The organism is Streptomyces achromogenes subsp. achromogenes (assembly GCF_000720835.1).
Taxonomy (GTDB): domain Bacteria; phylum Actinomycetota; class Actinomycetes; order Streptomycetales; family Streptomycetaceae; genus Streptomyces; species Streptomyces achromogenes.
The window spans coordinates 85,063-105,048 of sequence record NZ_JODT01000029.1 but is presented as its reverse complement, the minus strand read 5'-3'; the positions used below and the strand labels follow the sequence as shown (position 1 = coordinate 105,048).

The following is a 19,986-nucleotide window of genomic DNA, read 5'->3' as shown; positions in this document are numbered from 1 at the left end:
GGAGGGCAGGCAGCAGGATCCCGTCCATGGGAGGAACCATGACCGCCGAGTCCGTAGAGCATCGCGTCCAGTGGCCGGTGCCGCCGCAGGACGGCTACACCGTGGACGACCTGTTCACGCTGCCGGATCTCCCGCCGCACACCGAGCTGATCGACGGGAGCCTGGTCTTCGTGAGTCCGCAGCGCTACTTCCACTTCGCGGTGATCCATCTGCTGGCGAACGGACTGCGCAGCACCGTGCCGCCCGACCTGAAGGTGGCGTGTGAGATGACAGTGGTTTTGGACCGGCGTAATGGTCCGGAACCGGACATCTCCGTGGTGCGCAAAGAAGCTGTCACGGGCCCGCGTCAGACCTGCTTCAAGGCGGCCGACGTTCTTCTCGCCGTCGAGGTCGTCTCACCGGACTCCGAGGCCCGTGACCGCGATTACAAGCCGCACAAGTACGCCGCGGCAGGCATCCCGCACTACTGGCTGGTCGAGATGGCGGGCCAGGACGACCACCCGGTGGTCCAGGTGTACGAACGCGGCGAGGCCACCGGCACCTATGCGCTGACCGGCATCTTTCACGACCAAGTCAAAGTGAGTGTTCCCTACGACATCCACATCGACTTGACCGCCTTCGAGCAGTACTGAGCCTCCTCAGAGAACCGTCGCCCCCGCCACCGGCCCCGCCGCCACCCGTACCGCCCCGCACGTCCCCGACACCCGCAGGGCCTCGGCCACCTTCTCCGCCGCCTCGGCGTCCCGTGCGAGGAACGCCGTCGTAGGGCCGGACCCGGAGACCAGCGCGGCCAGCGCCCCCGCGTCGCGCCCCGCCGCCAGCGTGTCCGCCAGCTCCGGGAACAGGGACAGCGCCGCCGGCTGGAGGTCGTTGGAGACGGTCGCGGCCAGCGCGTCCGGGTCGCCCTTCGCCAGCGCCGCCAGCAGGTCCGCCGACGCCACCGGCTCCGGGATCCGACGGCCCTCGGCCAGCCGGTCGAACTCGCGGAACACCGCCGGGGTGGACAGCCCGCGCCCGGCCATCGCGAACACCCAGTGGAAGGTGCCGCCGACCTCCAGGGCCGTCAGCCGCTCACCGCGTCCGACCCCGAGCGCCGCCCCGCCGACCAGGCTGAACGGCACATCGCTGCCCAGCTCGGCGCAGATCTCCAGCAGTTCCTCGCGCGAGGCGCCCGTGCCCCACAGCGTGTCGCACGCGAGCAGCGCTGCCGCGCCGTCCGCGCTGCCGCCCGCCATGCCGCCGGCGACCGGGATGTCCTTGGCGATGTGGACGTGCACGTTCGGCTCGATGCCCCGGCGCCCGGCGAGCGCGATCGCCGCGCGCGCGGCGAGGTTGGTGCGGTCCAGGGGGACCTGGCCGGCGTCCGGACCCTCGCAGGTGACCCGGAGCTCCGGCGCCGGGGTCACCGTCACCTCGTCGTAGAGGCCGACGGCGAGGAAGACGTTGGCCAGGTCGTGGAAGCCGTCCGGGCGGGCGGCGCCCACCGCGAGCTGGACGTTGACCTTGGCCGGGACGCGTACCGTGACGCTCACTTGCCGCTCTCCTTGTGTTCGGCGATCCGCGCGAACTCCTCGACCGTCAGTGACTCCCCGCGCGCCTGCGGCGAGACCCCGGCCGCGACCAGGGCCGCCTCGGCCGCCGCCGCGGAGCCGGCCCAGCCGGCGAGCGCGGCCCGCAGGGTCTTGCGGCGCTGCGCGAACGCCGCGTCGACCACCGCGAAGACCTCCCGCTTGGAGGCGGTCGTCTTGATCGGCTCGGTCCGCCGGACCAGGGACACCAGTCCGCTGTCGACGTTCGGCGCCGGCCAGAACACGTTCCGGCCGATGGCCCCGGCCCGCTTGACCTCGGCGTACCAGTTGGCCTTCACGGACGGCACGCCGTACACCTTGTTCCCGGGGGCGGCGGCGAGCCGGTCGGCGACCTCGGACTGCACCATCACCAGCGTCCGCTCGATGCTCGGGAAGGTGTCGAGCATGTGCAGCAGCACCGGCACGGCCACGTTGTACGGCAGGTTCGCCACCAGGGCCGTCGGCGCGGGGCCGGGCAGCTCGGTGACGTGCATGGCGTCGGAGTGGACCAGCGCGAACCGGTCGGCGCGGCCGGGCATGCGGGCGGCGATGGTCGTGGGCAGGGCCGCGGCCAGGACGTCGTCGATCTCGACGGCGGTGACCCGGTCGGCGACCTCCAGCAGCGCGAGGGTGAGCGAGCCGAGCCCGGGGCCGACCTCCACCACCACGTCGTCGGGGCGGACCTCGGCGGTGCGGACGATCCGGCGGACGGTGTTGGCGTCGATCACGAAGTTCTGGCCGCGCTGCTTGGTGGGGCGGACACCGAGCGCTGCCGCGAGCTCACGGATGTCGGCGGGGCCGAGGAGGGCGTCGGGGGTGGGGCTGGTCACGGGACAAGGGTACGGGGGTGCGGGGGGCCGGGGTGCCAGGGGAGGCGCGGCCGGCGGGCGGGGGGCTACCCCCGCAGCCTCGCGCCGCAGTGCGGCCACGGGCTCGCCCCCCGCCGCACGTACAGCTTCTTCGCGCGGTACGTCTGTTCCTCCGCGGAGGCGTCCTGGGGGCGGCCCGTGCCGCCGAGGCCGTGCCAGGTGCGGGTGTCGAACTGGTAGAGGCCGCCGTAGGTGCCCGAGGGGTCGACGGCGTCCGGGCGGGCGCCGGACTCGCAGACGGCAAGGGCGTGCCAGTCCAGGTGGTCGGCATCGCGCACGGAGGCGGGCCGTGGCCGGGTGCCGGCCTTCACCACCTGGGTGCGGGGCGGGCGCACCAGCTCGGTGCTCTCCGGGCGCGGGCGCTGCCGGACGCCGTTGACGGTGCGCACGTAGTAGACGGTGCGGCGCAGTCCGGGCCGGCCGGGCTGGGTGACGACCTCGGTGCCCTGGAAGAGCGTCGGGTCGGCGATCCGCACGGCCGGGAACGGGATCGGCTCCTCGTGGACCTCCCGCCGACCGGTCACCCGCAGCACGGTCACGGTCTGTCCGTCGCGCGGGAAGCTGTCCCCCGGGACGGAGAGGGTGTCCTGGCCGCGCAGGGTGATCCCGGCCTCCTCGACCACCTCCCGGACGGTGGCCGCGTTGGTGCGGACGGTCCGGGTCCGGCCGTCCGCCATGACGGTGACGGCCCGCTCGGTGCGCACGTCGAGCGCGAGCCCGGCGCGGGAGATGCGCCGGGAGCGGGAGGCCGACAGATAGGCGCCCTCGGCCCGCACCCCCAGTTGGTCCAGCGCGCCCGCCACCGTGTGCGCGGTGGTCCACACCTGCCGCCGGTGGCCGTCCAGGGTGAGCAGTACGGGGCGGCCGTACCGCACCGCGACCTCGTCGCCGCTGCCGAGTTCCTTGCCGGGGGCGGGCGCGACCATGTCGTGCGCCCCCACCCGTACGCCCTCCTCGGCGAGCAGTTCGCCCACGTCGTCGGCGAAGGTGTGCAGGGTGCGCCGGTGGCCGTCGACGCTCAGCTCGATCGCCTTGTCCTCGGCGACGAAGGCACTGGTGCCGCCGGCGAGGAAGGCCACGACGAGCCCGGAGGACCGGGGAGCCGTGCTCGCGCGCCCCCTCCCCCGGCGGCCCGCCCGCGCCCTGCCGGGGCAGCACCGGCTCGCCCGCCCGCGCGTGCGCCGGCTCCGCGTCGTACCGGGCCGGCAGCGCGCCGACGGGTGCGCCGGGGCGTGCGGCGCGGGGGCCGTACGCCTCATACGTCTCGTACTGCGACTTGCTCACGCCGACACGCTCCAGAGGGCCAGAGGGGTCCGGATCGGGCCCCCAGAACCTAGCGGAGCGCCAGTCACTCTCCAAAGCGGCACGACTACGTACGGTTGCCGCTCGGTGGGCGACCGGCCGTGCGCGGTGACCGTCAGTAGTCGAAGGCGCGGGCGGTGTTCGCGGCCAGGGCCGTCGCCAGCGCGTCCTCGCCGATGCCGCGTACGGCGGCCATCGCGCGGACCGTGACCGGGACGAGATACGGCGCGTTCGGCCGTCCGCGGTACGGCGCCGGGGTGAGGAACGGCGCGTCGGTCTCCACCAGGACCAGCTCCAGCGGGGCGACGGCGAGGGCGTCCCGCAGGTTCTGGGCGTTCTTGAAGGTGACGTTGCCGGCGAAGGACATGAAGTAGCCCTCGCGGGCGCAGATCCCGGCCATCTCGGCGTCGCCGGAGTAGCAGTGGAAGACCGTGCGCTCGGGGGCGCCCTCCTCCTTCAGGATCCGCAGCACGTCGGCGTGGGCGTCGCGGTCGTGGATGACGAGCGCCTTGCCGTGCCGCTTGGCGATCTCGATGTGGGCCCGGAAGGACCGTTCCTGGGCGGCCTTGCCCTCGGGGCCGGTGCGGAAGTAGTCCAGGCCCGTCTCGCCGACGCCCTTGACGTGCGGCAGCGCGGCCAGCCGGTCGATCTCGGCGAGGGCCTCGTCCAGCGCCGCGTCCCCGCCCGCCTCCCGGGCCCCCTGCCGGGACCACCCGTCGGGATCGCCGTGGACGATGCGCGGCGCCTCGTTGGGGTGCAGGGCGACGGCCGCGTGGACGCTGTCGTGCGCGGCGGCGGTCTCGGCCGCCCACCGCGAGCCCTTGAGGTCGCAGCCGACCTGGACGACCGTCGTGACGCCCACGGAGGCGGCCTTCGCCAGGCCCTCCTCGACCGTGCCGGACTGCATGTCGAGGTGGGTGTGGGAGTCGGCGACGGGCACCGCGAGGGGTGCCGGGAGCGGCGGAGCGGCGTTCTTGTCGTTCTTGTCGTCGCCCTTGGAGCGGTGGCCGGCGTTCGAAGGCATGCCCCGATCCTACGAAAGGGGCGTGCCCCGGCCGGCCGGTGCTCCGCTCAGCCGGCCTTGCGGTGGAACGGGTGCAGCAGGTCGGACAGGTGCCAGTGGTGTGGCCGCCCGGCCTGCCCCGGCACCCGCGGCACCTCGACGGGGCCCGCCGCCGGCACCGGGTGGAGCCGTCCGTCGGCCGCCGCGCGCACGGAGGCCACCTGGCCCGCGCGCATGATCCGCACGACGTGACCGTCGCAGTTCTGGCAGACCGGCCGGCTCAGCGGCGACGGCACCACCCGGCCGTCGGCCACGTACCGCACGAACTGCTCCCCCTCGGCGTTCGTACGGTGCTCGATCGCGTACGACTGCTCCCAGCCGTGCCCGCAGCGCATGCAGGCGAAGGCGTACGACTCGTGCACGACGTCGGTCACCGGACCGCCGTCGGTGGCCGAACCGCGGAGACCGGTCTGCCCTGCTATGTCACTCATGCCAGCTCCCTCTTGCCCGGGTGCGTCCCTGTTGGACGGGTGCGTCCCACCGCCCAGTGGACGCCTGTCGTGGCGCGAAAGCATCCGACCTGCCGAGTGTTGGCCCGGATTTGGCCACCGCTTGCCCGAGCGTGCCGCTTGGGACGACTGGGCTTTGCCATCGAGGCCGGCCTTTTGCCGGCGTATGGCGTAGGAAGCCTGCGTAGGGCCCAGGGAGCCGGCGTATGCCCTAGGGAGGGGACGCGGCGCTGCCCGGCGGAGCGGACGTCACCCGCCGGCCCGCTTGGCGGCGACCACGGCGTCGAAGACCACCCGCTTGGGCAGCCCCGCCTCCACCGCCACCGCCGCGATCGCCTCCTTGCGCCGCTCCCCGGCCTCCTCCCGCACCCGGACCCGGCGCACCAGTTCCTCCGCGTCCAGTTCCTCCGGCCCGGTCTCCGGCGCGCCCTCGACCACCACGGTGATCTCCCCGCGCACGCCCTCCGCGGCCCACCGCGCCAGCTCGGCCAGCGGGCCGCGCCGCACCTCCTCGTAGGTCTTGGTCAGCTCGCGGCAGACGGCGGCCCGCCGGTCGGCGCCGAAGACCTCGGCCATCGCGGCGAGGGTGTCGTCGAGCCGGTGCGGGGCCTCGAAGTAGACGAGGGTGCGCCGCTCGGCCGCCACCTCGCGCAGCCGGGACAGCCGCTCGCCGGCCTTGCGGGGCAGGAAGCCCTCGAAGCAGAACCGGTCCACGGGCAGCCCGGACAGGGCGAGCGCGGTGAGCACGGCGGACGGGCCGGGCACGGCGGTGACCCGGACGTCCCGCTCCACGGCGGCGGCGACCAGCCGGTAGCCGGGGTCGGAGACGGACGGCATGCCCGCGTCGGTCACCAGCAGCACGCGCGCGCCGCCGACCAGCTCGTCGACCAGCTCGGGGGTGCGGGCGGACTCGTTGCCCTCGAAGTAGGAGACCACGCGGCCCTTGGGGGTGACGCCCAGCGCCTGGGTGAGCCGGCGCAGCCGCCGGGTGTCCTCCGCGGCGACCACGTCGGCCGCGGCCAGCTCCTCGGCCAGCCGGGGCGGCGCGTCCGCGATGTCGCCGATGGGGGTACCTGCCAGGACAAGGGTTCCAGTCACGCCCCCATCCTTTCAGGGCCCGCGCCGGGGAAGGAAAACGCGCGCCCGGCGACCGGTACCGCACATGCGCGGGACTCGCACAGGACGGTTCCCTACGATGGCGCGGTGACCAGTACCGCGTCCTCCATGGACCTCCGGCAGGGCCAGGCACCGCACGAGGGGCGGCCGTCGTGGCAGCGGCGGCTGCGCCGATTCGGTTACGCGCCGGGCGAGGACGCGCCGGCCGGCGACGTACGCGACCGGCTGGTGCCGCCGTACGCGCAGCCCAGCCCCCGGCTGTGGCGGGTGCTGGGCGTCTCGCCGGTCCTGGCCGAGCGGCTCACCCGCTGGTCGGGCTGGGGCGGTCCGCTGCTGGTGACGCTGCTGGCGGGCCTGATGCGGTTCTGGAACCTGGGCAGTCCGCGGGCGGTGATATTCGACGAGACGTACTACGCCAAGGACGCCTGGGCGCTCGTCCACCGCGGTTTCGAGGTCAGCTGGGACCAGTACGGCAAGAACGCCAACGACATGGTGCTCCAGCAGCACGGCGGCCTGGCGGTGCCGACCGACCCGGCGTACGTGGTGCACCCGCCGGTCGGCAAGTACGTGATCGGCCTCGGGGAGCTGCTGTTCGGGTTCGACCCGTTCGGCTGGCGGTTCATGACGGCGCTGCTCGGGACGCTGAGCGTGCTGCTGCTGTGCCGGATCGGGCGCCGGCTGTTCCGCTCCACGTTCCTGGGCTGCCTGGCGGGCGCGCTGATGGCGGTGGACGGGCTGCACTTCGTGATGAGCCGGACGTCGCTGCTGGACGGCGTGCTGATGTTCTTCGTGGTGGCCGCGTTCGGCGCCCTGGTGGTCGACCGGGACCGGGCCAGGGAGAAACTGGCCGCCGCGCTGCCGGCCGGGCCGGACGGCCGGGTCCGGCCGGACGCGTCCGTCGCCGACGCCTTCCGGTTCGGCCTGCGCCCCTGGCGCTGGACGGCGGGGGTGCTGCTGGGCCTGGCCGTGGGCACGAAGTGGAACGGCCTGTACGTCCTGGCGGCGTTCTGTGTGCTGACGGTCCTGTGGGACGTCGGCACCCGCAAGGTGGCCGGCGCCCGGCACCCGTACCTCGCGGTCCTCAAGTACGACACCGGTGCCGCGTTCGTGGCGACGATCCCGGTGGCACTGGTGGTCTACGTGGCCTCCTGGACCGGCTGGATCCTCTCCCCCGCCGACGGCACGGGCGGCTACTACCGCAACTGGGCGGCCACCGACGGCAGGGGCGGCACCTGGTCGTTCCTGCCCGACTGGCTGCGCAGCCTGTGGCACTACGAGCACGAGGTGTACAAGTTCCACGTCGGCCTCGACCAGCCGCACACGTACCAGTCCAACCCGTGGAGCTGGATCGTGCTGGGCCGCCCGGTGTCGTACTTCTACGAGTCCCCCGGCCCCGGCACCGACGGCTGCCCGGCGGACGCCGGGGAGAAGTGCGCCCGGGAGGTGCTGGCGATCGGCACGCCGCTGCTGTGGTGGGCGGCCTGCTTCGCGATCGCCTACGTGCTGTGGCGCTGGGCGCTGCGCCGCGACTGGCGGGCCGGTGCCATCGCCTGCGGGATCGCGGCCGGCTATCTGCCGTGGTTCCTGTACCAGGAGCGGACGATCTTCCTCTTCTACGCGGTCGTCTTCCTGCCGTTTTTGTGCCTGGCGGTGGCGATGATGACGGGCGCGGTCATCGGCCCGGCGCGCTCCACCGACACCCGCCGGGTGATCGGCGCGACGGCGGCGGGCGTCCTGGTCCTGCTGATCGCCTGGAACTTCATCTACTTCTGGCCCCTGTACACCGGCACCGCCATCCCGATCGACTCGTGGCGGTCGCGGATGTGGCTGGATACGTGGGTTTAGCCGGGCGGTGCCGCACGGGCCCGGTCTGCGGCAGAATGCGGGGCGTGTGCGGCGCGGGGGGCCGGGGGTCCGGCGCGCTGTGGTGACGACAGCCTGGGGGAGCAGTTGCTGCACGGCGGGCCCATCCCGATTCCGGGCCATCTGAAACTGCCCTCGGGGCGCCAGCGGATCCTGAAGCGGCTGCGCCGCACCTGGCGGTCGCGCAAGGCGCTGAAGGGCGTCACCCAGTGGATCCTGGACTGGGGACTGCCGATGGCCGTCTGCCTCGGCGCGCTGTACGTGTTCGCCGTGCGCGCGGAGAGTCCCAGCGCGGTGTACCGGGCGTTCACCCTGATCGACGCGCCCCGGCATGTGCTGCTGTGGCCGGCGTCGCTGGTGGGCTGGCTCCTCGTGCCCGCCATCATCGGCGGGTTCGCGGGTCATGTGATCGCCGAGCGGATCAGCCGGGCCAAGTCGATCTCCACGCACACCCTCTTCCGGCAGCGCAAGCTGCGTCAGCGGCTGCGTCCGCCCGGCCTCATCGACGACCTGTCCGGCTACTTCCACGGGACGGTCGCGCAGCAGGACTTCGTCGACGCCTGGGTGCGGGTGGCGCACCGCAACGACTGGGTCAGGGCCCAGGACCACTGGGAGGTCTTCGTGCGGGATGCCATGTCGACCCGGCAGTACGCTCATCTGGACCGCCACGAGTGCCTGCGCCAGGTGCAGAGCGCGGCCAGGATGGTGCTGCGCGTCACGGCCCGGAGCTGCGGGCTCTGCCTCGTCTGTGAAAGGAGGCGGTGAGCGGTGCGTTCCGACGACGCGGTGGAGATCATGCGGGCGTCGCTGGCGCTGGCCTTCCCGACGGCCAGCGCCGAGGGCCTGACGAGGGCGGCCGAGACGCTGATCCGCTGGGGGGCGGAGGACGTCGAGGCCCACCTCGACCAGGAACTGATCGCCCGGATGCTGCTCGACCTGCTCGGTGTCGCCGGGGTGCGGCTCCGGGACTTCCGGCCCGCGGAGGGGGACTGGACCGCGGAGGACCTGCTGGGGACGGCGGCGCGGTACCGCACCTGGTCGCACTCCGACGACATGACCCCCCTGCCGTTCCTGCCCCGCCCTCCGGACGAGCCCCGCGGCCCCCATGACCCGGACGACCCGTTCCGGCCGCCGCGCCCGGGCCGACGCTGACCGAGTCACGGTTCGACAACTCCCGCCCCCAGCGCACCGCAACCGCTTACAGTGCTCCCGCACGCTGAATTGAACATGTTCAACAGGCTGAACGGGAGGGGGAACCGCGTCATGCGCAACGGGGTCAAGGCGGCCGTGGTGGGCGGGGTGTGCGTCACACTGCTCAGCGGCGCCGGCTACGGGGTCTACAACTTCGCGTCCGCGATGAGCGGTGACAGCGGCACGGCGGCCGGCGTGGCGCCCCCGCGCACCGGGCCGCCCAGCGGCCCGGAGGTGAGGGAGACGACCAAGGCGTTCTTCGCCGCCTGGGAGAAGGGGGACGCGTCCGCCGCGGCCTCCTACACCAACTACCCGGAGGCCGCCGAGGCACTGCTGACGGCCTACGGGCAGGACGCGCACATAGGCAAGGTGCGCATCGCACCGGGCACGCCCGACGGCGCCACGGTGCCCTTCACGGTGAGGGCGACGGTGTCCTACGACGGCACCTCCAAGCCGCTGTCCTACCGGGGCACTCTCACCGTCGTACGGGGCGTCACCTCGCACCGGGCGCTGGTCGACTGGCGGCCCTCCGTGGTCCACCCGCGGCTGCGCCAGGGCGACACGCTGACCACCGGGGAGTCGTCCGCCCCGCAGATCGAGGCCGTGGACCGCACCGGGAAGGTGCTGACCCGGGAGAAGTACCCCTCGCTCGGTCACCTGCTGGACGAGCTGCGCGGCCGGTACGGCGAGAAGTCCGGCGGCCGGCCCGGTGTGGAGCTGGTGATCCGGCACCAGGCCACGCCGGACGGCGGCCAGGCCGCGGACACCCCGCTGGTCACCCTGGCCGAGGGCAGACCGGGCAGGCTCCCCACCACGCTCAGCGCGAGCGTCCAGGCGGCGGCCGAGGCGGCCGTGATGAGGTACCCCGAGTCCTCCGTGGCGGCCGTCAAGCCGAGCACCGGCGAGATCCTCGCCGTCGCCAACAACCGCACGGACGGCTTCGACGCCGCCCTCCTCGGTGAACGCGCCCCCGGCTCCACCATGAAGATCGTCAGCGCGGCGACCCTCATCGACAACGGCCTGACCACGGCCGACGGTCCGGCGCCCTGCCCGCCCTCGGCCGTCTGGCAGAGCCAGACCTTCGGAAACCTCAAGGGCCTGGCGCCCGACGAGCACGCCACCCTCGCCGACAGCTTCGCCCGCTCCTGCAACACGGCGTTCGTGAAGTTCGCCGACGAGGTGCAGCCCGACTCCCTCACCCGGGAGGCCGAGGAGCGGTTCGGGCTGGGCCGGAACGACTGGCAGGTGGGCGTGCCCACCTTCGACGGCCGGGTCCCCGCCTCCGGCGGCCCGGACACCGCCGCGAGCCTGATCGGCCAGGGCCAGGTGCAGATGAGCCCGCTGAACATGGCCTCCGTGACGGCGACCGCGACGACCGGCGCCTTCCGCCAGCCGGTGATCGTGCCGCTGCGCCTGGACGGCCGCGCACCGGCACGCGCGCGCGGCCTCGCGCCGGACACCGTCCGGCAGCTGCGCGCGATGATGCACCGCACCGCGCGCTCGGGCACCGCGGCCGGGGTGATGGCCGGGCTGAGCGGGGACGTCGGCGCGAAGACCGGCTCCGCCGAGACCGACGGCGCGGCCCGCTCGGACAGCTGGTTCACCGGCTACCGGGGCGATGTCGCCGCGGCGGCCATGGTCCAGGACGGCGGGCACGGCATCGACGCCGCCGGGCCGATTGTCGCAACCGTGCTACGGAACGCCGGTTGAGATCACCCGTGAAGACGGGGACCTTAAGGTGAAAGCCGTCGTTGGGAGTGTGAGGGCTTAGGAGAGCCTGAGAAGCGCGCGGAGGAACTGAGGCTGTGGGCAAGAGAAGGCGCGTCGCCGAGCGACGGAAGACCCGTCCCGCCGTGCTCGGCGGGATGCTCGCCGTGGTCGTCGGCGGCGCCGGGGTCGGCCTCTACGCGCTCTACGACGGCGGGGCCGCGGCCGACGAGGGCACCGCCGCCACGACCGCCCGCAAGAACGTGAAGACCGGCCCGCTCACCGCCGCCGAGGTCCGTACGGCCACCACCCGCTTCCTCACCGCCTGGCAGCACGGCAAGCCCGCCGAGGCCGCCGCCGCCACCGACGACCCCGCGGCGGCGGCCCCGCTGCTCACCGGCTACGCCAAGGACGCCCACCTGACGGACGTCACCCTCACCCCCAAGGCCGCCAAGGGCGCCACCGTGCCGTTCGACGTGCGCGCCACCCTGGCCTACCAGGGCGTGAGCAAGCCGCTCGCCTACGGCAGCTCGCTCACCGTCGTACGCCGCCCGGGTGACGGCGAGCCGCGCGTCGACTGGCACGCGGCCGTCGTCCACCCGGACCTGAGGGACGGCGACCGGCTGGTGACCGGCGCGTCCGGCACCCCGCCGGTCAAGGCGCTGGACCGCGACGGCGGCGAGATCACCGCCGCCCGGTACCCGTCGCTGGGCACGGTGCTGGACGGGCTGCGGGAGAAGTACGGCAAGACCGCCGGCGGCAAGGCGGGCATCGAGCTGCGCGTGGTGCGCGGCAAGGAGTCCAAGGCCGCCAAGCTGTCCGACAAGACCCTGGCGGAGCTGAGCGAGGGCACCCCGGGCACGGTGCGCACGACACTCAGCCCGGCGCTCCAGGCGGCGGCCGAGCGGCAGGTGGACAAGCGGGCGAAGGCCTCGGTGGTCGTGCTGCGGCCCTCCACCGGCGAGATCCTCGCGGTCGCCAACAGCGGGCACGGCTTCAACACCGCCTTCCAGGGCTCCCTCGCCCCCGGCTCCACCATGAAGGTCATCACGTCGTCGCTGCTCATCGACAAGGGCCTGGCCTCGGCGGACAAGCCGCACCCCTGCCCGAAGACGTTCACCTACGGCGGCTGGAAGTTCCACAACGACGACGACTTCGAGATCAAGGGCGGCACGTTCAAGGCGAGCTTCGCCCGCTCCTGCAACACCGCCTTCATCAGCCAGGCGAAGAAGCTGGACAACGACGACCTGACCCGGCAGGCCCAGCAGGTCTTCGGGCTGTCGATGGACAACTGGGCGATCGGCGTGCCCAGCGTCGACGGCTCGGTGCCGGTGCAGTCGGCGGCGCAGATGGCGGCCGAGCTGATCGGGCAGGGCGGGGTGCGGATGAACCCGCTGAACATGGCGTCGGTCGCGGCCACCGTGAAGGCGGGCTCCTTCCACCAGCCGTACCTGGTCCCGCCGTCCGTCGACCACCGGAAGCTGGCCACCGCCTCGCGCACCCTGTCCGCGAAGACGCTCTCCCAGCTGCGGGAGCTGATGCGGTACACGGCCGCCTCCGGCACGGCGGCGGAGGCGATGGCGGGGCTCGGCCCGGACTACGGCGCGAAGACCGGCTCGGCGGAGGTCGACGGCCAGAAGAAGCCGAACGGCTGGTTCACCGCCTACCGGGGCGACCTCGCCGCCGCGGGTGTGGTCCAGGCGGGCGGTCACGGCGGCGACACGGCCGGCCCCATCGTGGCGTCGCTGCTGAAGCTCGGCGGCTGATCAGCCGCGCACCGGCTCGGCGGTGTAGGTGCGGCGCAGGAACCGCAGCAGGGTCTTGGAGTCGAACTGCACGACCTCCACGCCGTGGCCGGTGTGGAACTCGACGACGGCCTGGACGCGCCCGCAGGGCCACACCCGGACGTCACCGGTTCCGGCCGGCGCGCGCAGGCCCCGTTCGAGCAGCGCCCGGGAGAAGGTCCACTCGTGCGGCCCGGGCAGGCCGATGCGGACGGAGCGGGGATCGCGGTCGGGGTCGTAGCGCAGCACGACGGGTACGGCCCCCGGGTCCTCCTCGTCCGTGACGATATGAGCGCGTGCGTACTGTTCGACCACAGACATCGGACCGCCCTTTCACGCACCGTGACCTTTGTGAAAGCTGTTCTTCCGCTTCCATCCAGAGTGGCACATTTTCCGGTGCGCGCCCCGAGTGGAGACGAGACTTCGTCTTTCTTGCAAGAGGTTCGCAACAAGGGCCTAAAATCGTCGGGTGCATGTACCTGACGGATTCATAGACGCCCCGACCTCCGCGGTCACCGGAGTGGTCGCCGCCGGCGCCCTCGCGGTGAGCCTGCGCGGTGCCCGCCGTGAGCTGGACGAACGCACCGCACCGCTGGCCGGTCTGGTCGCGGCGTTCATCTTCGCCGTACAGATGCTCAACTTCCCCGTCGCCGCCGGAACGAGCGGACATCTGCTGGGCGGCGCCCTGGCGGCGATCCTCGTCGGACCGTACACGGCCGTGCTGTGCGTGTCGGTGGTGCTCCTGATGCAGGGCGTGCTGTTCGCCGACGGCGGGCTGACCGCGCTCGGCGTGAACATCACCGACATGGCGCTGGTCACCACCGTCGTGTCGTACGCCGTCTTCCGCGGCCTGCTCGCGGTGCTGCCCCGCAAGCGGCGCTCGGTGACCGTGGCGTCCTTCGTCGCCGCGCTGGTCTCCGTGCCCGCCGCCGCGGTCGCCTTCACCCTGATCTACGCGATCGGCGGCACCACGGACGTCTCCATCGGCAAGGTCGCCACCGCCATGATCGGCGTCCACGTGCTCATCGGCATCGGCGAGGCGGTCATCACCGCGCTCACGGTCGGCGCCGTCATCGCCGTCCGCCCCGACCTGGTGCACGGCGCGCGCGGTCTGCGCCAGCGGCTCCAGCTGCGGGTGAACGGCGCCCTGGTGGACGCCCCCGCGGCCGAGCCCGCCGCCCCGGCGCCCGCCGCCGCCCGCACCTCCCGCCGCACGCTGTGGGTGACCGGCCTGGTCACCTCCCTGGTCCTGGCCGGCTTCGTCAGCTTCTACGCCTCCGCCAACCCCGACGGCCTGGAGAAGGTCGCGCACGACAAGGGGATCGACAAGAAGGCGAAGGAGCACGCCACCGCCGACTCGCCGCTGGCCGACTACGGCGTGAAGGACATCTCCGACGCCCGGCTGTCCGGCGGTCTCGCGGGGGTCATCGGCGTCGGCGTCACCGTCGTCGCCGGCAGCGCGGTGTTCTGGGCGCTGCGCCGGCGGCGCACCGACGACGCCTCCCCCGTGAACACGGGCGTCTGACATGGGAGCGGGACACGCGCACCGGCTGTACCGGCACGGGCACTCGCCCGTGCACGGGCTGCCGCCGCACACCAAGCTCGCCGCCGCGTTCCTGTTCGTGGTGGTCGTGGTGTCGACCCCGCGCGAGGCGATGTGGGCGTTCGCGGTCTACGCCGTGCTGCTCGCGTCCGTCGCGTACCACGCGCGCGTGCCCGCCGGTTTCCTGCTGCGGCGGCTGCTCATCGAGGTGCCGTTCGTGGCGTTCGCGGTGCTCATGCCGTTCGTCGCGGAGGGCGAGCGGACGCACGTCCTCGGGCTGTCGCTCAGTGTGAACGGGCTGTGGGGCGCCTGGAACGTGCTCGCCAAGGGCACCCTCGGCGTCGCCGCCTCCGTACTGCTGGCCTCCACCACCGAGCTGCGTGAACTCCTGCTCGGCCTGCAACGGCTGAAGCTGCCGCCGCTGCTCGTGCAGATCGCCTCCTTCATGATCCGCTACGGCGACGTCATCACCGACGAGATGCGCCGGATGCGGATCGCCCGGGAGTCGCGCGGCTTCGAGGCGAAGGGCGTACGGCACTGGGGCGTGCTCGCCAAGTCCGCCGGCGCGCTGTTCATCCGCTCCTACGAACGCGGGGAGCGGGTCCACCTGGCCATGGTGAGCCGGGGCTACGCCGGGTCGATGCCGGTCATCGACGAGGTGACCGCCTCCGGCGCCCAGTGGCGGCACGCCCTCACCCTCCCCTGCGCCGCCCTCGTCGTCTGTCTGCTGGGATGGTTCCTGTGACTGCTTCTCTGGAGGTCTCCGGCCTCGCCTTCGCCTACCCGGACGGACACCAGGCCCTGTTCGGCGTGGACTTCTCGATCGCGCGCGGCGAACGGGTCGCCCTGCTCGGCCCCAACGGCGCCGGCAAGACCACCCTGGTACTGCACCTCAACGGCATCCTGAGCGGCGGCACCGGCACGGTGACCGTGGCCGGGCTGCCGGTCGGCAAGCAGCACATGGCCGCGATCCGGCAGAAGGTCGGCATCGTCTTCCAGGACCCGGACGACCAGCTGTTCATGCCGACCGTGCGGGAGGACGTGGCGTTCGGCCCGGCCGCCGCCGGGATCAAGGGGGCGGCGCTCCAGGAGCGGGTGGACACCGCGCTGGAGCGGGTCGGCATGCGGGACTTCGCCGACCGGCCGCCGCACCACCTGTCCTTCGGGCAGCGCCGCCGGGTCGCGGTGGCCACCGTGCTCGCCATGGAGCCGGAGATCCTGGTCCTGGACGAGCCGTCGTCCAACCTGGACCCGGCCTCCCGCCGCGAGCTCGCCGACATCCTGCGCTCGCTGGACGTGACGGTCCTCATGGTCACGCACGACCTGCCGTACGCCCTGGAGCTGTGCCCCCGCTCCCTGATCCTCAGCGACGGCGTGATCGCGGCGGACGGCCCGACCGGCGAGCTGCTCTCCGACGAGGAGCTGATGCGGGCGCACCGGCTGGAGCTGCCGTTCGGCTTCGACCCGAAGTCCGTGACCACGGGCGCGTGACCTCCGCCCCACCCCCGGCTACGTCGGCATAACGATTCCGCCGGGCCGGTCCCGCCGAGGAATCGCAGGCGTGCGTGCCCTGTTGCACACACTGTCGCAGGTGATCGGGAAGGGATGGCGGACGTGGACGTGAACGGCACAGTGGCCGAGGGCTTCGAGCCGGTCAGGGAGGCGTTCGCCGCGAACTTCACGCGGCTCGGCGAGCGCGGCGCGGCCGTCTCGGTCTACCGCGACGGCCACCGGGTGGCGCACCTGTGGGCCGGCACCCGGGACATCGACGGCACGGCGCCCTGGGAACCCGGCACCGCGCAGATCGTGCGCTCGGCCACCAAGGGCGTGGCCGCCGCCGCCCTGCTGCTCCTGCACCAGCGCGGCGAACTGGACCTGGACGCCCCCGTCGGCTCGTACTGGCCGGAGTTCAAGGCGGCCGGCAAGGACCGGACGCGGGTGTGGCACCTGCTCGCGCACCGGGCGGGCGTACCGGTGCTGGACCGCCCGCTGACCCCCGCCGAGGCCGTCGACCCCGACCTCGGCGCCGCGGCCGTCGCCGCCCAGGAACCGGTGTGGGAGCCGGGCTCGGACCACGGCTACCACGCCCAGACCTACAGCTGGCTCACCGGCGAACTGCTGCGCCGGATCACCGGCCGGCCGGTGGGCGAGTGGGTGGCCGAGCAGCTGGCCGGGCCGGTCGGCGCGGACCTGTGGCTCGGGCTGCCGGAGTCGGAGCGGGCCCGCGCCGGCCGGGTCGGCCGGGCGGAGACCCCCGAGACGGAAGGCGGCCTGAGGATACGCCCCAAGCGCGCGGTGGCCGAGGCCTACGCCGACCCGGACTCCCTCACCCGGCGCGCGTTCGCCGCGATCACCCCGCTGCCGGACGAGAACGACCCCGGCTACCGCGCCGCCGCCCTGCCCGCCTCCAACGGCATCGCGACGGCCGACGGACTGGCCCGCTTCTACGCGGCGCTGATCGGCGAGGTGGACGGCGGCACCCGCCTGTTCACCCCGGACACCATGGAGCTGGCCCGCACCGAGCGGTCCGCCGGGCCGGACCGGGTGCTGGTGGCCGGCACCTGCTTCGGCCTCGGGTACATGCTGCACGGCGCCGCGTCCCCGCTGCTCTCGCCCGGCTCCTTCGGCCACCCCGGCCGCGGCGGGGCCCTCGCCTTCGCCGACCCGGAGTCCGGCATCGCCTTCGGCTATGTCACCAACGGCTTCCGCGCGAGCGTGACGGCGGACCCGAGGGCGCAGGCCCTGGTGCGGGCCGTCCGCACAGCGCTCGCCTGATCCACGACCGTGCCCGGCGCACGCCGGGCGCGGATCACACGTGGATCGGGTGGGAGGTCCGCCCGGACGCGGTGTCGATCTCCTCGTGCGCCTTGCTCAGCAGTCGCATGGCCAGTTCGTTCAGGGCACGGGCGCCGGCGATCTCCTCGCCGACCCGGGGCTGGTTGGCGTCGACCTGGTGCCTGCTGGCCCGGCCGTGCGCCCGTACCTCGCTGCCGTCGGGCAGGCGCACCAGGGCCGCCGCGCGCGTGTGCTGGTCGTCCTCCTCCTTGAACTCCAGCTCGACGTGCCAACCGACAGGGGTGTGCGTCATCACGACCACCTCCGAGAAATCGCTGCTTCCAGGGTGCGCCCTGTCCCCCCGGCCCGTCATGTCGGCGGCTCAGGCGGGACGTTCGCGCACGTCCGCGACGGTGGCACCGGCGTGGACGACGAGGTCCTCCGGCGCGACGGGGAAGACGGTGTACGGCGTCCCGGCCGCCGCCCACACCAGGTCGTGCTCCAGCAGAGCGCGGTCGGCGAGGACCCGGGTGCGGGTGCGGTGCCCGAAGGGCGGCACACCGCCGATGGCGTACCCGGTGGTCTCCCGCACCACCCGGGCGTCGGCCCGGCCGACCTTCCCGGCGCCCAGTTCCGCCCGCACCCGCTCCACGTCCACCCGCGAGGCGCCGTCCATCAGCACCAGCACCGGCACCCCGTCGGCGGCGAAGACCAGGGACTTGCAGATCCGGCTCGGTTCGCACCCGATCGCGGCGGCGGCCTCGGCCGCGGTCCGGGTGGCCTCCGGGAAGCGCCGGGCGCGCGCGAGGACGTCCTCCAGCCCGAGCGCCCGCAGCGCTTCGGCGAACCGGGGGTGGGCTCCGTGATCCGGGGTGTCTGTCGTCATGCGGGGCACGCTACGACACACCCCGCCGCCGCTCACCGGAATTCCGGCCCCCGGAACCGGGTGTGCCCCCCGGTCCGTCGTCATGATTGTCTGACTGCGCGACACAACACCGTCCGCGCAAAGGAACGAACACCGCAAGAGGCCTGGTGGCCGCGTCGGCGACCGGGTGACGGGGGATCCACATGAGCGAACGCGAAGCCGTACACGGGGACGACAAGCTTCCCGAACCGGGGCAGTCGAAGCTGCCGCTGTCCCCGGACGAGATCAAGCGGCACGGCGTCCTGCCGGGCTTCGAGGGGTACTACACGGCACCGCCCGCCGGCAGCACCGCCGACCCGCTGGACCGGCCGCAGCTGCGTCCGGACCCGCCCGGGATCATCAAGCCGCCGACGGCCCCGGGCGGCCCGCCGGACCTGAAGATCGCGCCGGGCGTGCTCAAGAAGGCCGCCGGTCAGGTGGACGACATCCACGACGCCTTCTACAAGCCGGCGGCCTCGCTGGAGGAGCCGTCGTCGAAGGCCGCGCGCGCCCTGGGCGTGCTCGAGTCCGCACTGGCGATCCAGCTCGCCCACCGGCAGTGGGAACGGCAGGCCGGCACGGTGACGGCGTGGCTGGCCCACATCTCCGAGAGCCTGCGGTCGAGCGACGGCACCTACACCAAGACCGATGTCGCCGTCGGGCAGACGTCGAACCAGGTACGGATCCGTTCGGCGCTGGAGGACTACTGATGTCCGGCACTTTCTTCCAGGATCTGCTGGCCGCGGATCTGTCGACCCTGGACGACCTGGCGGACCGCTGGGAGAGCGTCCACCGCGACATCAAGGGCCTCGGCAAGCGCATGAACGACGAGGTTCTCGGCCCGCTGCGCAACAAGGGCTACTGGGAGGGGGTCGCTGCTCCGTACGCCTGGCGGATGATCGACGACATCCAGCGTCAGCTGGAGAACGCCGCGAAGGTGGCGGACTCGGCGCGGCGCGTGGTCGAGGACGCGGTGGGCGATCTGAAGTCCGCCCAGAAGGACCTCAAGGACGCCGTCCGCAGGATCACGGAGAAGGGTCTGTACGTCAATACGGACGGGACCGTGGCCGGCGACATCGTGGACGGCGTCTGCAAGGCCACGCTCACCGACGAGGAGCACAAGAGCATCGAGGCGGCGCAGCACGAGATGGCGGGCCTGCTCCGGCGCGCCGCCACGGCCGACCGCAACCTCGCCTACAGCCTGACGTCGGACCTGGGCCTCGGCCAGTGGTTCAACGACGACCCGAGGTTCACGGACATCGACTCCACGAAGAAGATCGGGGAGGACGAGTACAACGCGCTGAACCTCGCCATGAAGGGTGAGAACCCCTACCCGGCGTACAGTTCGGACGACCCGTACTCGCTCGGCTGGGACTGGGTGACCGGTGACGGCGCCCGGCAGCGGACGTACCACAGCGGTGACGAGATGACCGAGCTGATCCGCTCCAGTGAGAGCATGCGGCAGCTCCGGCTGGACACGGTCCAGAAGTTCCACAGCGACGGCCTGACCGAGGGCAACGTGTCCTACTCGATCTCGGAGAGCGGCAAGCTGGGCGCGCTCAAGAAGCTCGTCACCACGGATCTGCCCGCCATCGTCACGGGGGACGAGGAGCACCTCGGTGAGGCGTTCACGGGCTCGTACAACCTGCACTACACGGTCAAGGGCGAGGACCCCGACGGCTCGCTGGTGGTCGAGTACAAGCTGCACAACGACACGAGCAACGCGTCGTTCCTGCACTACATCGGCTACTACGACTGGCTCGACAAGCTCAACCGTGAGGAAGGCGTCTTCTCGTCCGTGGGACAGGAGATCGTCTGGACCGAACGCATTCCGGCGAAGGGAAAGTAGACC

21 protein-coding genes are annotated in these 19,986 nt (G+C 73.0%); 12 read left to right on the top strand and 9 right to left on the bottom strand.

What is annotated here, in order from left to right; genetic code table 11:
• Nucleotides 1–38 precede the first annotated feature (38 nt).
• Entirely contained in the window at nt 39–632 is a 594-nt protein-coding gene (locus IH25_RS0127285; RefSeq protein ID WP_030616027.1) for a Uma2 family endonuclease, read from the top strand.
• Nucleotides 633–638: 6 nt separating this feature from the next.
• Here the strand turns inward: IH25_RS0127285 and IH25_RS0127280 are convergent, their stop codons facing one another.
• The 6 genes from IH25_RS0127280 to rsmI all read right to left on the bottom strand — a co-directional run bounded on the left by IH25_RS0127280 (nt 639) and on the right by rsmI (nt 6,349).
• Nucleotides 639–1,532 (bottom strand): 4-(cytidine 5'-diphospho)-2-C-methyl-D-erythritol kinase, encoded by an 894-nt coding sequence (locus tag IH25_RS0127280; RefSeq protein WP_030616024.1) that lies wholly within the window; start codon nt 1,530–1,532, stop codon nt 639–641.
• Nucleotides 1,529–2,398 carry a 16S rRNA (adenine(1518)-N(6)/adenine(1519)-N(6))-dimethyltransferase RsmA gene (gene rsmA, locus IH25_RS0127275; protein ID WP_030616021.1) on the bottom strand — a complete coding sequence of 290 codons (870 nt, stop codon included), beginning with the start codon at nt 2,396–2,398 and terminating at the stop codon, nt 1,529–1,531. The genes IH25_RS0127280 and rsmA overlap by 4 nt, the downstream gene beginning before the upstream one ends.
• A 65-nt stretch (nt 2,399–2,463) precedes the next feature.
• Complete coding sequence (locus IH25_RS0127270) at nt 2,464–3,516, bottom strand: ubiquitin-like domain-containing protein (protein WP_394298454.1); 1,053 nt, start codon at nt 3,514–3,516, stop codon at nt 2,464–2,466.
• 338 nt (nt 3,517–3,854) lie between these two features.
• Nucleotides 3,855–4,763, bottom strand: a complete 909-nt coding sequence (locus IH25_RS0127265; protein ID WP_030616015.1) for a TatD family hydrolase — start codon at nt 4,761–4,763, stop codon at nt 3,855–3,857.
• A 47-nt stretch (nt 4,764–4,810) separates the two neighbouring features.
• Nucleotides 4,811–5,233, bottom strand: coding sequence for a hypothetical protein (locus IH25_RS0127260; RefSeq protein ID WP_030616012.1), 423 nt, complete (start codon nt 5,231–5,233; stop codon nt 4,811–4,813).
• 267 nt (nt 5,234–5,500) lie between these two features.
• On the bottom strand, nt 5,501–6,349 hold the full coding sequence (gene rsmI / locus IH25_RS0127255) for a 16S rRNA (cytidine(1402)-2'-O)-methyltransferase (RefSeq protein WP_030616010.1): 849 nt from the start codon (nt 6,347–6,349) through the stop codon (nt 5,501–5,503).
• 105 nt (nt 6,350–6,454) lie between these two features.
• Between rsmI and IH25_RS0127250 the strand changes: the two genes are divergently transcribed.
• From IH25_RS0127250 to IH25_RS0127230, 5 genes are all read left to right on the top strand, one after another.
• Nucleotides 6,455–8,212 (top strand): dolichyl-phosphate-mannose--protein mannosyltransferase, encoded by a 1,758-nt coding sequence (locus tag IH25_RS0127250; protein WP_030616008.1) that lies wholly within the window; start codon nt 6,455–6,457, stop codon nt 8,210–8,212.
• 105 nt (nt 8,213–8,317) lie between these two features.
• On the top strand, nt 8,318–8,995 hold the full coding sequence (locus IH25_RS0127245; RefSeq protein WP_245172895.1) for a DUF6313 family protein: 678 nt from the start codon (nt 8,318–8,320) through the stop codon (nt 8,993–8,995).
• 3 nt (nt 8,996–8,998) lie between these two features.
• Entirely contained in the window at nt 8,999–9,382 is a 384-nt protein-coding gene (locus tag IH25_RS0127240) for a hypothetical protein (protein WP_051754134.1), read from the top strand.
• A 111-nt stretch (nt 9,383–9,493) separates the two neighbouring features.
• Nucleotides 9,494–11,131 carry a penicillin-binding transpeptidase domain-containing protein gene (locus tag IH25_RS0127235; protein ID WP_030616002.1) on the top strand — a complete coding sequence of 546 codons (1,638 nt, stop codon included), beginning with the start codon at nt 9,494–9,496 and terminating at the stop codon, nt 11,129–11,131.
• Nucleotides 11,132–11,226: 95 nt separating this feature from the next.
• The gene (locus IH25_RS0127230; protein WP_030616000.1) at nt 11,227–12,894 is read left to right on the top strand and encodes a penicillin-binding transpeptidase domain-containing protein; all 1,668 of its coding nucleotides are present in this window, start codon (nt 11,227–11,229) and stop codon (nt 12,892–12,894) included.
• Here the strand turns inward: IH25_RS0127230 and IH25_RS0127225 are convergent, their stop codons facing one another.
• The gene (locus IH25_RS0127225) at nt 12,895–13,233 is read right to left on the bottom strand and encodes an SsgA family sporulation/cell division regulator (RefSeq protein ID WP_030615999.1); all 339 of its coding nucleotides are present in this window, start codon (nt 13,231–13,233) and stop codon (nt 12,895–12,897) included.
• 148 nt (nt 13,234–13,381) lie between these two features.
• Here IH25_RS0127225 and IH25_RS0127220 point away from each other — a divergent pair, with 148 nt between their 5' ends.
• From IH25_RS0127220 to IH25_RS0127205, 4 genes are all read left to right on the top strand, one after another.
• Nucleotides 13,382–14,437 (top strand): energy-coupling factor ABC transporter permease, encoded by a 1,056-nt coding sequence (locus IH25_RS0127220; RefSeq protein ID WP_030615997.1) that lies wholly within the window; start codon nt 13,382–13,384, stop codon nt 14,435–14,437.
• A gap of 1 nt (nt 14,438) precedes the next feature.
• Nucleotides 14,439–15,200, top strand: a complete 762-nt coding sequence (cbiQ, locus tag IH25_RS0127215) for a cobalt ECF transporter T component CbiQ (RefSeq protein ID WP_030615995.1) — start codon at nt 14,439–14,441, stop codon at nt 15,198–15,200.
• Nucleotides 15,188–15,946 (top strand): energy-coupling factor ABC transporter ATP-binding protein, encoded by a 759-nt coding sequence (locus IH25_RS0127210; RefSeq protein WP_030615993.1) that lies wholly within the window; start codon nt 15,188–15,190, stop codon nt 15,944–15,946. The genes cbiQ and IH25_RS0127210 overlap by 13 nt, the downstream gene beginning before the upstream one ends.
• Nucleotides 15,947–16,069: 123 nt before the next feature.
• Nucleotides 16,070–17,230: a serine hydrolase domain-containing protein gene (locus IH25_RS0127205; RefSeq protein WP_030615992.1), complete on the top strand. Its 1,161-nt coding sequence runs from the start codon at nt 16,070–16,072 to the stop codon at nt 17,228–17,230.
• A gap of 34 nt (nt 17,231–17,264) precedes the next feature.
• On the opposite strand, the gene IH25_RS0127200 is transcribed toward IH25_RS0127205, so the two are convergent.
• Together IH25_RS0127200 and IH25_RS0127195 are read right to left on the bottom strand one after the other, a co-directional pair.
• Nucleotides 17,265–17,543: a DUF1876 domain-containing protein gene (locus IH25_RS0127200; RefSeq protein WP_030615991.1), complete on the bottom strand. Its 279-nt coding sequence runs from the start codon at nt 17,541–17,543 to the stop codon at nt 17,265–17,267.
• 69 nt (nt 17,544–17,612) lie between these two features.
• The gene (locus IH25_RS0127195; RefSeq protein ID WP_030615989.1) at nt 17,613–18,116 is read right to left on the bottom strand and encodes a YbaK/EbsC family protein; all 504 of its coding nucleotides are present in this window, start codon (nt 18,114–18,116) and stop codon (nt 17,613–17,615) included.
• Nucleotides 18,117–18,298: 182 nt separating this feature from the next.
• Here IH25_RS0127195 and IH25_RS0127190 point away from each other — a divergent pair, with 182 nt between their 5' ends.
• Together IH25_RS0127190 and IH25_RS0127185 are read left to right on the top strand one after the other, a co-directional pair.
• Nucleotides 18,299–18,844: a hypothetical protein gene (locus tag IH25_RS0127190; protein ID WP_030615987.1), complete on the top strand. Its 546-nt coding sequence runs from the start codon at nt 18,299–18,301 to the stop codon at nt 18,842–18,844.
• The gene (locus IH25_RS0127185; RefSeq protein WP_030615985.1) at nt 18,844–19,983 is read left to right on the top strand and encodes a hypothetical protein; all 1,140 of its coding nucleotides are present in this window, start codon (nt 18,844–18,846) and stop codon (nt 19,981–19,983) included. Before IH25_RS0127190 ends, IH25_RS0127185 begins: the two co-directional genes overlap by 1 nt.
• The last annotated feature ends 3 nt before the right edge of the window (nt 19,984–19,986 follow it).

Bases quoted from the DNA above. Each gene is read 5' to 3' on its own strand.
- IH25_RS0127190 (WP_030615987.1), top strand. From the start codon at position 18,299: ATGAGCGAACGCGAAGCCGTACACGGGGACGACAAGCTTCCCGAACCG.
- IH25_RS0127200 (WP_030615991.1), bottom strand. From the start codon at position 17,543: ATGACGCACACCCCTGTCGGTTGGCACGTCGAGCTGGAGTTCAAGGAG.
- IH25_RS0127260 (WP_030616012.1), bottom strand. From the start codon at position 5,233: ATGAGTGACATAGCAGGGCAGACCGGTCTCCGCGGTTCGGCCACCGAC.
- IH25_RS0127285 (WP_030616027.1), top strand. From the start codon at position 39: ATGACCGCCGAGTCCGTAGAGCATCGCGTCCAGTGGCCGGTGCCGCCG.
- IH25_RS0127265 (WP_030616015.1), bottom strand. From the start codon at position 4,763: ATGCCTTCGAACGCCGGCCACCGCTCCAAGGGCGACGACAAGAACGAC.
- IH25_RS0127225 (WP_030615999.1), bottom strand. From the start codon at position 13,233: ATGTCTGTGGTCGAACAGTACGCACGCGCTCATATCGTCACGGACGAG.
- cbiQ (WP_030615995.1), top strand. From the start codon at position 14,439: ATGGGAGCGGGACACGCGCACCGGCTGTACCGGCACGGGCACTCGCCC.
- IH25_RS0127185 (WP_030615985.1), top strand. From the start codon at position 18,844: ATGTCCGGCACTTTCTTCCAGGATCTGCTGGCCGCGGATCTGTCGACC.
- IH25_RS0127235 (WP_030616002.1), top strand. From the start codon at position 9,494: ATGCGCAACGGGGTCAAGGCGGCCGTGGTGGGCGGGGTGTGCGTCACA.
- IH25_RS0127195 (WP_030615989.1), bottom strand. From the start codon at position 18,116: ATGACGACAGACACCCCGGATCACGGAGCCCACCCCCGGTTCGCCGAA.
- IH25_RS0127210 (WP_030615993.1), top strand. From the start codon at position 15,188: ATGGTTCCTGTGACTGCTTCTCTGGAGGTCTCCGGCCTCGCCTTCGCC.